The organism is Embleya scabrispora DSM 41855, assembly GCF_000372745.1.
Taxonomy (GTDB): domain Bacteria; phylum Actinomycetota; class Actinomycetes; order Streptomycetales; family Streptomycetaceae; genus Embleya; species Embleya scabrispora.
On sequence record NZ_KB889719.1, the window covers coordinates 21,938 to 34,640 of the forward strand.

A 12,703-nucleotide genomic window follows, 5' to 3' on the forward strand; every position below is an offset into this window, starting at 1 on the left:
CCGTTTCGTCGTTCGCAACGGTGTGCCGCACCACGAGCCCACGGTGCGGCCCCCACCCGGCGGCCGGCCGGTCAGGGGTGGAGGTTGTGCCCCTCGTGGATGTCTCGGTGGTGGGCCGGAGCCAGGATCGTTTCCCATTCGAACTCGTGGATGGGGTCGTCGTCGCCCTTGAACTCGATGGGTCCCATGCCCATCGCGAAGCGCCCGTCGGCGTAGAGCATCGGGCGTTCCTCGCCGGCCTCGGAGTATCGCTCGACGTGCCGGATCGTCGGGCCCTCCGGCCGGGTGAAGTCGATCAGCGAGATCGCGACCCAGTAGCCGTTGTCGTTGTCGTCGAGGAGCGGAACCGTCACGACCGAGCCCCGGCCGTCGTCGACGACGGCCTTGGCGCCGTAGGACTTGAAGCTGCCACTGCCGTTGAGGAGCGCGCTGTACGCGCAGATCAGCACGTGGCCCTGGAGGTCGGGGCGGGTGATCCGGACGACCTCGCGGCCCGGGCTGCGGGCGTCGCCGTCCAGGTGGATGTACGGCTCGGCGGTCGTCGAGCCGAAGTTGCGGTAGTAGACCGCGCCCCTGGTCGGTATTCGCCTGTCGCTCGGCGGAACCGCCTCGATGCGCGGCACGAACAGCGCGTACAGGTCGAGGTCCGCCTCGTCGAAGTCGTCGTACGCGGTGCCGCCGTCCCATTCGAGCGCCGCCGTGATCACCATGCCGGGGTCGCCGTCCCACGGCAGTGCCACGCTCTGATCCTTGGTCAGCTTCATCGCGCCGAGCGGCGGCTTGGTCATGTTCGACGGCGCGCCAGCGTACGGGGTCGCCGCCGGGTACGGCGTGGGTACGTACGCGGTGGTCGGCTCGGGGGCCGGCTGGGTAGGGGCGCCCGGGCGGCGGCGCAGCCGAGACAGCGCCCGCGACACCGGGGAGGCGGGTGTCGGGGCGGGTACCGGGGCGGTGGGCGGTGCGATGGCCGGCGGCGGGGTGAAGCCGACGAAGGCCGGTGCGGGTGCGGGCGCCACGAAGCCGGTGGCGTACTCCGGAGCGGCGGCCGGGGGCGCGGCGAACTCGGGCCCCGGGACCTGCTGTTGTGGCTGTGCGACAGGTGGAGCGAAGGCGACGGGCGCCGGCTGCGCGGCAGGGGCGGCGAAGTCCGAGGGTGCTTCCACCCCGTCGGGGATCGCGAAGCCCACCGCGAACTCCGGGGCCGTCGGCGCTTCCTCGGGTTCCTCGGCAACCTCGATCCCGAAGTCCGTGGCGATGCCCGCGAGACCGCTCGCGTAGCCCTGACCGACCGCGCGTACCTTCCACGCGTCCGCGCGCCGGTACACCTCGACCAGCACGGCCGCGGTCTGGCCGCGCGTCAAGTCGTCGGGCCGGTAGAGAATTTCGCCCACGACGGCCTGTAGGCCGCGGACGTCCGCGAGGGTTTCCGCGCCCGTCCGGCCGTCGGCCGCGACCACCACGACCAGGCTCGCCACGTCGGCGGCGACCGCGCTCGTGACCACGCTCATCCGCCCGCCGTCGGCGAGTCGAACCGCACCGTCGGGGCTCGTGGGGTTGTTCCAGAAAACGAAGTCCGCGTCACCGCGCACCAGATGATCGGCGGTGAGGAGCAGCGCCGAGACATCGACGCCCGCGCGCCCCTCCCACGACACGACGATCTCGACGACCTCGTCGCCGAGCGGCGCGTTCGCGCCCGTCGTCAACACGACATGCGCCATCGATGACCAACCCCCCCGAGTCGACACGATCCCCTGCCGGGATCTTATGCGGCGATCCGCGCCGCGGCCTTGGCCGGCGCCGGATCGGTACTCGACGCGGCACTTCCTCCCGCTCCGTGGACAGGGCCGACGAGCGTGCGGCGCTGGTGTACGGGCGTGGTCCACGCGTATGAGCAGAGTGGTGCGGAGGACCCGGGCGAACTCGCCCGACCGGCCTACGGCCGCAGCCCCCGCACGCCCAGGTCCAGCAGCGCGCACCCGAACAGCGCTATGCCGATGAAGCCGTTCGTGGTGAAGAACGCCCGGTTGAGCTTGGACAGATCGTCCGGTGCCAGCAGCGAGTGTTCGTAGACGAACGCCGCGGCGACGATCAGCAGGCCCAGCCACCAGAAGAAGCCCGCGCCGGTGAGCGCGCCGAACCAGACGAACAGCAGCGTGGTCACCACGTGGGTGAACTTCGAGGCGTTCAGCGCGGCGGCGATGCCCCACCTGGCCGGTACGCTCTTGACGCCGTGCGCGCGGTCGGCCGCGACGTCCTGGCAGCCGAAGATCAGGTCGAAGCCGCCGATCCAGGTGCCCACCGCCAGGCCCAGTACGACCGCCTGCCACGACCACTCGCCGGTGACGGCCAGCCACGCGCCGATCGGGCCGATCGCCTGCGCGATGCCCAGGATCGCGTGCGGGATGTCGGTGAACCGCTTGCCGTACGGATAGATCACCATCGGAATCACCGCGACCGGCGCGAGCACCAGGCACAGCGGGTTGAGCAGCGCGGCGGAGACCAGGTAGAAGAACAGCGCGACCAGCGCGCCGATCCACGCGGTCCGCACCGACACCGCGCCGGTGACCAGCTCGCGCGTCGCGGTGCGCGGATTGCGCGCGTCGATCTCGCGGTCGATGATCCGGTTGCAGGCCATCGCGAAGGTGCGCAGGCCCACCATCGCCACGGTGACCAGGAACAGCTCCCGGTAGTGCAGGCGTTCGTCGGTCTCGTACATCGCGGTGAAGGCCGCGATGTAGGCGAACGGCAACGCGAACACCGAGTGCTCGATCAGCACCAGGCGCAGGAACGCCTTGACCCGGCCCACCTCCGACGGTGCACCGGGAGCGGGTAGCGCGGCGGACGTCACAGTCCGTATTCCTTCCATCGGCGGGTCACCTTGGCGGCGGTCTCGGGGTCCGACACGACCATCTCCGGCCAACCGCCGTCGCGCGTGTAGCCCTCCTCGGGCAGCTTGCGGGTCGCGTCGATGCCCGCCTTGCCGCCCCAGAACTGCTGGTACGACGCGTGGTCGAGGTGGTCCACGGGCCCCTCGGTCAGCAGCAGGTCGCGCGCGTAGTCGGTGTTGCCGAACGCCCGCCACGCCACCTCGTGGTAGTCGTGCACGTCGCAGTCGGCGTCCACCACCACGATCAGCTTGGTCAGCGACATCATGTGCGCACCCCAGATCGCGCTCATCACCTTCTGCGCGTGCTTGGGGTACTTCTTGTCGATCGAGACGATCGCGCAGTTGTGGAAGCCGCCCGCCTCGGGCAGGTCGTAGTCCACGATGTCCGGCACGATGATCTTGAGCAGCGGCAGGAAGAACCGCTCGGTCGCCTTGCCCAGCGGACCGTCCTCGGTGGGCGGCCGGCCGACCACGATCGACTGCAGCAGCGGCTTCTCGCGCATGGTCACGCAGTCGATGGTCAGCGCCGGGAACGGCTCCTGCGGCGTGTAGAAGCCGGTGTGGTCGCCGAACGGGCCCTCGGGCAACATCTCCCCCGGGGTCAACCAGCCTTCGAGCACCACCTCGGCCTCGGCCGGCACCTGGAGCGGCACACTCACGCAGTCGACCATCTCGATCCGCCGGCCCCCGATGAATCCGGCGAAGAGGTATTCGTCGATGTCCCCGGGCAGCGGCGCGGTGGACGCGTACGTCACCGCCGGCGGCGCGCCGAACGCGATCGCCACCGGCAGCCGCTCACCGCGCTTGGCGGCCACCTGGTAGTGGTTGCGGCTGTCCTTGTGGATCTGCCAGTGTATCCCGATGGTGCGCTTGTCGTGCCGCTGGAGCCGGTACAGGCCCAGGTTGCGCACGCCCGTGTCGGGGTCCTTGGTGTGGGTCAGGCCCAGGTTGTAGAACGAGCCACCGTCCTCGGGCCAGGTGAACAGCGCCGGGATGGTGTCCAGGTCGACGTCGTCGCCCTTGAGCACGACCTGCTGACAGGGTGCGTCCTTGATCTTCTTCGGCGGGATGTGCGCGACCGAACCGAGCTTGCCGAACGCCTCGCGGATCCCGGTGAAGCCCTGCGGCAGTTCCGGCTTGAGCAGGCCGCCGATCTTCTCCGACAACTCGTCGTAACTGCTCAGCCCGAGTGCCATCAGCATGCGCTCGTCGGTGCCGTAGACGTTCATCGCGAGCGGCATCGAGCTGCCCTTGACGTTCTCGAACAACAACGCCGGGCCCTTGGCCTTGTTCACCCGATCGGTGATCTCGCCGATCTCCAGATGCGGATCGACCTCGGCGCGGACGCGCCGCAGTTCACCGCGCTTCTCCAGTGCCTTCAGGAAAGCGCGCAAGGTCCCGTATGCCATGCGTGCCAGTATCCGACACGGACCGGCCGCGCCCGCACGCGCACCCGGCCGACCGGGCTACCTTGGACCCTCGTGCCGAGCAGGGAGGGGTACATGCTCACGGTCGCTTCGGAATTGCGTTCGGTGGTCGTTCATGCCGTGGGGGCGGTGTGTGTGCGAAATTGCGAGGTGGAACTGCCGGCGGGTCCCCCGGGGCCGGTCCGGGTACGGGTGAGCGGGTTCCCGTTGACGGCGTACGGCGACTGGTTGCGGGCGCGGGTCGTGGCCGGCGGCACGGGTGTGCGGGTCACCGACGTACGGCCCGTGGTCGACGTCGAGGTGGTCCGGGACGCGGACCTGCCGAGCGTGCTGCTGGACCTGGAGGCGGCCGAGTCCCGGGTACGCACCCTGCACGAGCGCGGCGCGCGACTGGCCGCCGAGCTGGAGGAGATCGCCGGGCTGACCGCGATCATGCCCACCGTGCGCCGCGGCGATCCGCCGCGCACCGCGCCGGTGTCCGCGCTCTTGGATCTGGCCGCGTTCGCCGACGAGCGGGCCGAGGCACTGTACGAGCGGATCGGCGCGTGTGACGACGAGCTGCGCGAGGCGATCCGCGACACCGAGCTGTACCGGGCCCGGCTCAACGCCGCCTCCGGCGCGCAGCGCACCGAGCGGGCCCAGGTGTCCGGCACCGTGGTGATCACGCTGGAGCACACCGGCGACGCGGGCCCGATCGGGCTGGACGTGGAGTACCACGTGCCCGGCGCGCGCTGGGCGCCGATGTACCAGCTGCGCCTGGACGAGGCGATGACCGGCGGCACGCTGGTCATGCGGGCCTGCGTCGCGCAGCGCACCGGCGAGGACTGGACCGGTGTGCGGCTCGGTCTGTCCACCGCGGACCTGGCCCGCGGCACCGACCTGCCCGAGCTCAAGTCGTTGCGCCTGGGCCGCAGGCAGAGCGTGCCCGCGCACCCCGGCTGGCGGGAGCCACCGGCCGGGCTGGCCGAGTTGTTCGCGGGCTACGACGTGGGGGTGGCCAAGCGCCCGCCGTCCCGGCCGGCGTACGCGGGGGCCGGGCCCGGCGCGAGCGGCTTCGCCGAGCAGCGGGCGGGCGCCTCGTCGGTGCCGCCCCCCTCCTACGGCGCGATCGAGATCGAGCCCGACGTGCCGGCCTTCCTCCAGGCGTCACCCGCACCGGTGACCGCCTCCGCGCCGCCGATGCAGGCCGCCGGCGGCTTCGGCGCACCACCGCCCGCGCCGCGGCCGGCGGCCCCGATGATGCGCCGGTCCCGGAGCGCCGCGGCTGCTCCTGCCGCGCCCGGCGGCGCCATGGAACTCGCCGGCTACGGCGCGCCGGCCGACGAGGACGCCATCGCGCCGAGCGCGAAACCCGCGCCGCCCGAGCAGCCCGAGCCGGGCGCCGACCTGCTGGACTACGCGGCGCTGGAGCTGCGCGGCGCGCACGACACCGAGGCCCGGGGCCGGTTGCGCCCGGCGCCGCACGGCCCGGGTGGCACGGCGACGGAGTACCGCCGGCGTGCCGACGAGGTGAGCCGGCTGGTGCTGCCTGAGCACGCGCTCGCGCCGCGTGACGCGGCCGGGTCCTACGACTACCGCTTCGACACCGCGGCGCCGGCCGAGGTGTCCGCGGACGGCGTATGGCACACCATCCCGGTGTGCGAGATCGAGGTCGGCCTCGACCCGGAGTTCGTCTGCGTACCGGCGTTGGACGAAGCGGTGTTCGGCACGGTCGTGCTCGCCAACGCGTCGCCGCACGCGCTGCTCGCCGGGCCGGCGGACGTCTCGGTGGCCGGCGAGTTCCTGATGACCGTGCCGCTGCCGACGCTGGCGCCGGGCGCGCGCGAACGGGTGGGCGTGGGCGTCGTGGAGAGCGTGCAGGTCTCGCGGAACGCGCACATGCGCGAGTCGACGGCGGGGCTGCGCGGCGGGACGGCGGTGCTCGACCACCGGATCGAGATCGAGGCGGTGAACCACCTCGCCCGGCCGATCCGGCTGGACATCCTGGAGCGGATCCCGGTCACCGACGACAAGGACGTGAAGATCGAGGAGCACGCCGGCGCGCCGCGCTGGGTGGAGGACACCGAACTGCGCGACGGACGGCACGTCGCGGGTGCACGCGTGTGGCATGTCGAACTCGCCCCCGGCGAGCGCAGGAACCTGACCGGTGGCTACGAGATCCGGATCCCGGCAGCGAAGGCCGTGGTCGGCGGCAACAGGAGGGTCTGACGGTGACTCAGCCGACGCTGGAACAGAGCACTCCGGCCGAACCCAAGCCGGAACCGCTGCCGATCACGGCGGTGACGTGTCTGGAGGACCGGGCCCAGGTGACCCGGTCCGGCCGGATCGAATTGAGCAGGGGCGTACAGCGGGTGCTGGTCGGCCCGGTGACCCCGCTGGCGGTTGATCGGTCGTTGCGCGCCGAGGTGATCGCCGACGACGGCACCGCGACCGCGATCGACGCGCGTGTGGTGCGGGTGTACACGCCCAAGCCCGCGACCGGGCCCGGGCCCGACGCGTCCGAGCTGCGCCGGCTCGTGCACGAGTCGGGCGAGCGTGCCACCGTGCTGTCCCGGCGCGAGCGGCGCCTGCGCACCGGATTGGCACTGGTCGATCAGGCCCGGGCCGATCTGCGCCGCGACATCGCGGAGCAGACCGGCTTCGGCACGACCGAGCCCGAGCGCTGGGCCGCCGAGTCGGACCGGCTGTCGGCCGAGGCCGAGCAGCGCTACACGGACCTGCATACGCTCGCCGACGAACAGGCCACGCTCCGTACCCGGTTGCGTGACGCCCAGGCGGCGCTGAGCGTGGCCGAGCAGGAGCCGGTCGAGCTGACCGCCACCGTCGAGGTGGTGATCGAGGCCGAGCGGACCGGTTCGGCCGAGCTGCGCGTGGTGCACCTGGTGCCGTGCGCGCTGTGGCGGCCCGCCTACCGCGCCGCCCTGGCGCCGGATCGCCGGTCGATCGAGGTCGAATGCGACGCGGTGGTGTGGCAGTGCACCGGCGAGGACTGGTCCGGCGTGACGCTCTCCCTGTCCACCGCGCGGCCGACCCTGGCCGCGCGGCCGCCGAGCCTGGTCGAGGACCGGCTCACCCTGCGCGAGCGCACCCAGGTGGAGAAGAAGCAGGTCGAGGTGGACCTGCGCGAGGAGGACATCGCCACGGTCGGCCGGGTCGCGGGCGGCTCTGCCGAGTTGCCCGGCGTGGACGACGGCGGCGAGGTCCGGGTGCTGGCCGCGCCGACCCCGGTCCAGGTGCCCTCCGACGGCCGGCCGCATCGGGTCCGGTTGACCACGTTCACCACGAAGTGCGAGCCGGAGGCCGCCTGTTCGCCCGAGCTGTCGCAGTACGTGAGCCAGGTCGTGCGGTTCGCCAACGACGCCGGACACGCGCTGCTCGCGGGCCCGGTGGAGCTGGTCCGCGGCAGCGGATACGCCGGGCGTGGACAGCTCGACTTCGCCGCGCCGGGCGAGGAGGTGCGGCTGCCGTTCGGCAGCGAGGACGACTTCCGCGTGGTGCGCGAGGTGACCGAGTCGCGCACCACGGCCTCGCTCACCGGCCGCACGGTGGTCACCCGTACGGTGACCGTCTTCCTCTCGCACGTCGCCGCGCCGGGGGCCGAGTCGCCCGGCACGGTCGTGCTGCGCGAGCGGGTGCCGGTGTCCGAGGTGTCGGCGGTCGAGGTCAAGGTCCGCCGCGACCTGTCGGAACCGGCGCCGGACGCGGTCGACGACCAGGGAATCGTGCGTTACGACGTGCGATTGACCGCGGGCGAGCGGCGGCGGATCACGCTGGTGTACGAGCTGCACGCATCGGGCAAGGTCACCGGACTGTGAGCGATCCGGTGTTCAAGGAGCCGACCGTTTACGCTGGATGGGAGACGCATCCGAGTACCGAGCGCCGAGTAACCGTCTGGGAGACCGCCACATGATCAGGGCCCTGCTGTTCCTGCTGCCCTTGGCCGTCGGGATCTACGCGTTCATCGACTGCCTGACCACCGATGAGCAGAAGGTCCGCAGCCTGCCCAAGATCGCCTGGGTCTTCATCATCCTGCTCTTCTTCCCCGTCTTCCTGGGCCCGATCGGCTGGTTCGTCGCCGGGCGTCCCAAGCGCGAGTACGCGCCCGGCGGGGCCGGCGGGTTCGGGTTCGGCGGCCGTTCCCAGGGGCGGCAGATGGCCCCGGACGACGACCCCGAGTTCCTCGCCTCGCTGAACAAGGACAACCGCAGGCCGAGCGAACCGAGCGCCGCCGAGGACCAGGCGGAGATGCTCAAGCGCTGGGAAGAGGACCTCAAGCACCGCGAGGACGACCTGCGCAGCCCCGACCGGGACAACCCGGACGAGCGCGCGAAGGACAAGGACGCGAAGGACAAGGACTGAGCCCGACTCTCGGGTCGGGCATCGGTCGCACAGCCGGCCGGGTCGCATCGTCGACCCGGCCGGCTCTCGTATGCGCGGACCGGCTTCCGGAGCCCGATGTCCGGTTGTCCGGTGTCCCGTCGCTCAGGTCGCGGCGGCCACCTCCGCCGCCGCCTCGGCGAGCAGCCGGCCGGTCTTCTCCAGCGTCTGCCCGTCGGTCCGCGGCGCGAAGCCGCGCAGGCTCAGGATCAGCACCAGGTCGCCGTCGCGATCGTGCACCGGTGCGCTGATCGCGCCCACCCGGTAGTCCCGGTCCGGTTCCAACTCGTCGATCTGTCCACCGTCGGAACCGCCGATCTCGGCGGCGATCTCCTCCAGGAGCGTGCGCAGCCGGGCCGCCGACGCGCCCGCGCCCAGCGTGTCCAGCCCCTCCAAGTGCTCGTCCAACTCGCCGAGCGTCTCGCCCAGTCGGGTCTCCACGTCGGTGACCAGCTCGATCGCGAAGCCCCGGCGCCGCGCGTTGTCGATCGCGCGCGCCATCCGGCCGCGCGCGGCCGGATCGTGCGCCTCGTCGAGCCAGCGGCGCACCGTCTGCTCGTCCGCCCAGGGCACGTAGCCGATGCCCAGCGGCGGGGTGATCGGCGCCTGCGCGCCGACGCGTAGCCGGTGCAGTTCGGGCCCCGGCGCGTGGACCACCTCGGCGATCGCGACGTGGTGTTCGCCGGGGGTCATCGCGAAGCAGGTCAGCCCGGTTTCGTCGCGCAGCCGGGCCATGATCGGGCGTGCGACGTCGAGCACGCCGAGCCCGCGCGCCGCTGCTCGGCCGACCGCCACCAGCGCCGGGCCGAGCCGGTAGGTGCGCCGGGTGGGATGGCGGATCAACCAGCCCAGCGAGGTCAGGCTCGCCAGCATCGGATGGCACGTGGCGGGGGTCACCCCGAGGTGTCGGGCGATCTCGGACAGGGTCAGCCCCTCCGCCGGCCGTTCGGCGATCGCGTCGATCAGGGAGACGAGTCGCTCGGTCTGCGGTGACGGTCTGGGGGCCATGGTCCCCACCTTACTGGATCTTTTCGCATAGTGCGCATATTGACTCGCACAATGCGCAGCCGTACGGTCTGCCCCACGTTACCGGGGAGGCTCACATGTACGACCTCAAGATCATCAACGCCACGATCGTGGACGGCACCGGCGCGGACCGGTTCGTCGGGGACATCGGGGTCCGGGACGGCCTGATCGTCGCGGTCCGCCGGCACGACGGCCCGGACCCGGCGCTGGAGGGCGACGCGGCCGAGACGATCGACGCGGCCGGTCGCCTGGTCACGCCGGGCTTCGTGGACATCCACACCCACTACGACGGCCAGGCCACCTGGGACGAGGTGCTCGACCCGTCCACGTCGCACGGCGTGACCACGGTGGTCTCCGGGAACTGCGGGGTCGGCTTCGCGCCGGTCCGACCGGGCCGCGAGGACTGGCTGATCCGGTTGATGGAGGGCGTCGAGGACATCCCCGGGACGGCCCTGGCCGAGGGCATGACGTGGGGCTGGGAGACGTTCCCGGAATACCTGGACGTGCTGGAGCGGCGCACCTTCGCCGTCGACATCGGCATCCAGGTCGCCCACGGCGCGGTTCGGGCCTACGCGATGGGCGACCGCGGCGCGCGCAACGAACCGGCCGGCGCCGAGGACATCGAGGCGATGGCGGTGATCGTCAAGGAGGCGATCGAGGCGGGCGCGCTGGGCTTCTCCACGTCGCGTACCGTCGCGCACAAGGCGATGGGCGGCGAGCCGGTGCCCGGCACGTTCGCCACCGAGGACGAACTCTTCGGCCTGGGCCGGGCGATGGCCGCGGGCGGGCGGGCCGTGTTCGAACTGGCCCCGACCGGCTCGTCCGGCGAGGACATCGTCAAGCCCGCCTCCGAGGTGGCCTGGATGCGCCGACTGGCCGCCGAGATCGGCATGCCGGTGTCGTTCGCGCTGCTCCAGGTCAACGCCGCCCCCGAACTGTGGCGCGAACTGATGGCCGAGTCACAGGCCGCGAACGAGGCGGGCGCGCAACTGCATCCGCAGATCGCCGGGCGTCCGTTCGGCATGCTGACCGGCTTCGGCACCCGCAACGCGTTCAGCAAACGACCGACGTTCCGGGCGATCGACGACCGGCGCCTGGCGGGCGAGCTGGACGACGCGGCGTTCGCCGCCGAGTTGGCCCGGCCCGAGATCAAGGCGGCGATCCTGGCCGAGTCGGACCTGCCCAGCGACCCGAACATCCCCGGCGACTCGGTCAACCTGGCCATGCAGTTCATGCTGGACCGGATGTACCCGATGGACGCGGTCCCGGACTACGAGCCGCTGCCGGACCGGACGGTGACCGCCATCGCGCGGGCCCGCGGCGAGGAGCCGCTGTCGACGCTGTACGACCTGCAACTGGCGGACGACGCGCGGACCACGCTGATGGTCCCGATGTTCAACTACTCGGACGGCGACCACGAGGCGATCCGGGAGATGCTCACCCACCCGGCGAGTGTGTTCGGCCTGGCCGACGGCGGCGCGCACTGCTCGATGATCTGCGACGCCTCGCAGCCGACCTTCCTGCTCACCCACTGGGCCCGGGACCGCACCCGCGGCGAGCGTCTGCCGCTGGAGTTCCTGATCCGCAAGCAGACGATGGACACCGCCGCGCTCTACGGCCTGTCCGACCGCGGTGTGGTGGCCGAGGGCAAGCGCGCCGACCTCAACGTGATCGACCTGGACGCCCTCACGCTGCACCGCCCCAGGATGGTCCACGACCTCCCGGCCGGCGGCGGCCGCATGCTCCAGGACGCAACGGGCTACGTGGCCACGATCGTGGCGGGCCGGGTGACCAGGCGGGACGGCGTGGACACGGGCGCGCGACCGGGGCGGCTGGTGCGGGGGGCGCGCTGAGGGTGGGGCGCTGCGCTCGAAGTCGAAGACTCGGCGCAGCGCCCGGCCGACATCGCTGCCGTGCGGTACCCGGCCGTCCGTGTCTCGGGTGCCCCGGGCGTTCGCGTCGACCGCGAAACCCTCGCTCAGGCCGTCTTGTCCTCGCCGAACAAGCCGCCGCCGAAGGACTTCAGGAGGCCGTTGAGGTCGACCGTGTCGCCGGGCGCCGGGGCCTTGGGGGAGATGCCGCCGGTGAGCTTGGAGTACTTGAGGTCGAGGGTGACCTCGTTGGTGCCGTCGCTCTTGTCGTCGGCGGTGAGCCGGATCGGGAAGGGCTTGCCGTTGGCCGCGACATACATCGTGACGGTCGTGCCGTCCTCGTCCTTGGAGATCAGCGGGATCACCTTGGTCCCGTTGATCTCGGTGGTCGGGCCCTTGGTCATCGGCCGGTCATTCGCCGGGTCCTCGGAGTCGCCCGAGTCCGAGCCGAACAGCCCGTCCAGCGACGGCTTGCCGCCCTTGAGCAGGTCCTGGCCGAGCTTGCCGGTCTCCGCGCCGCCGAACTTGATGTACTTGCCCTCGACGAGCTTGGCGCCCTCGGCGAACATCTTGGTGAACTGCTCACCCAGTTCCTTGTCTTCGGCCGACTCGGGCGTGCCGGCCGAGGACGCGGCCTCGGCCCGCTTGCTCAGGTCCAGGACGGTCTGGACGGTGCCGGGCGCGATCTTGACGTACGTGGTCTTGTCGACCGCGATCAGGTCCAGGGCCTTGTCCTGGAGGGTGATCCTGCCCTCGGCCTGCTCGGCGGTGCCGACCTTGATGTCCACGCCGAGCGGGAGGTCGTAGACCTTTCCGGTGCCCTCGATGTGCAGGTTCGTGAGTTCCTTGAAGCCGGTCTCGGCCTGCTTGGACAGCGCCTCCACGGTCAGCGCCTCGTTCGAGGGTCCCTTGGGGTCGAGCGCGTCACCACCGGCGGCGGCGGGCTTGAACGGATCTCCCGAAGAGGACTCGCCACAACCGGCGGCGAGCAGGACCAGCGGTACGGTCAGGGCCGCGGCGGATATCCGGAGCAAGCGCACAGGGAAACTCCCGGTCGAGAAGCAAGAACGAACGAAATAGCAGGGGTATGCCTACCCGAATCGTATGCAGCGATG

9 protein-coding genes are annotated in these 12,703 nt (G+C 71.7%); 4 read left to right on the forward strand and 5 right to left on the reverse strand.

The window, feature by feature from the left end:
* Positions 1-71: 71 nt before the first annotated feature.
* From A3IC_RS63455 to A3IC_RS0144330, 3 genes are all read right to left on the reverse strand, one after another.
* Positions 72-1,718 (reverse strand): TerD family protein, encoded by a 1,647-nt coding sequence (locus tag A3IC_RS63455; RefSeq protein ID WP_020556492.1) that lies wholly within the window; start codon positions 1,716-1,718, stop codon positions 72-74.
* Between the two features lie 215 nt (positions 1,719-1,933).
* On the reverse strand, positions 1,934-2,866 hold the full coding sequence (mqnP, locus tag A3IC_RS0144325; protein ID WP_052174071.1) for a menaquinone biosynthesis prenyltransferase MqnP: 933 nt from the start codon (positions 2,864-2,866) through the stop codon (positions 1,934-1,936).
* Positions 2,845-4,296, reverse strand: a complete 1,452-nt coding sequence (locus A3IC_RS0144330; protein WP_020556494.1) for a menaquinone biosynthesis decarboxylase — start codon at positions 4,294-4,296, stop codon at positions 2,845-2,847. Before A3IC_RS0144330 ends, mqnP begins: the two co-directional genes overlap by 22 nt.
* Positions 4,297-4,389: 93 nt before the next feature.
* On the opposite strand from A3IC_RS0144330, the gene A3IC_RS0144335 reads away from it, so the two are divergent.
* From A3IC_RS0144335 to A3IC_RS0144345, 3 genes are all read left to right on the forward strand, one after another.
* Entirely contained in the window at positions 4,390-6,522 is a 2,133-nt protein-coding gene (locus A3IC_RS0144335) for a DUF4139 domain-containing protein (protein ID WP_026219443.1), read from the forward strand.
* 2 nt (positions 6,523-6,524) lie between these two features.
* Positions 6,525-8,129, forward strand: a complete 1,605-nt coding sequence (locus A3IC_RS0144340) for a mucoidy inhibitor MuiA family protein (protein ID WP_020556496.1) — start codon at positions 6,525-6,527, stop codon at positions 8,127-8,129.
* Between the two features lie 91 nt (positions 8,130-8,220).
* Entirely contained in the window at positions 8,221-8,673 is a 453-nt protein-coding gene (locus A3IC_RS0144345; RefSeq protein ID WP_020556497.1) for a PLD nuclease N-terminal domain-containing protein, read from the forward strand.
* 123 nt (positions 8,674-8,796) lie between these two features.
* On the opposite strand, the gene A3IC_RS0144350 is transcribed toward A3IC_RS0144345, so the two are convergent.
* Positions 8,797-9,699, reverse strand: coding sequence for an IclR family transcriptional regulator (locus A3IC_RS0144350; RefSeq protein ID WP_020556498.1), 903 nt, complete (start codon positions 9,697-9,699; stop codon positions 8,797-8,799).
* A gap of 95 nt (positions 9,700-9,794) precedes the next feature.
* On the opposite strand from A3IC_RS0144350, the gene A3IC_RS0144355 reads away from it, so the two are divergent.
* On the forward strand, positions 9,795-11,570 hold the full coding sequence (locus A3IC_RS0144355; protein WP_020556499.1) for an N-acyl-D-amino-acid deacylase family protein: 1,776 nt from the start codon (positions 9,795-9,797) through the stop codon (positions 11,568-11,570).
* 125 nt (positions 11,571-11,695) lie between these two features.
* Here A3IC_RS0144355 and A3IC_RS0144360 read toward each other — a convergent pair whose 3' ends face one another.
* On the reverse strand, positions 11,696-12,622 hold the full coding sequence (locus A3IC_RS0144360) for a hypothetical protein (protein ID WP_158696346.1): 927 nt from the start codon (positions 12,620-12,622) through the stop codon (positions 11,696-11,698).
* Positions 12,623-12,703: the final 81 nt, after the last annotated feature.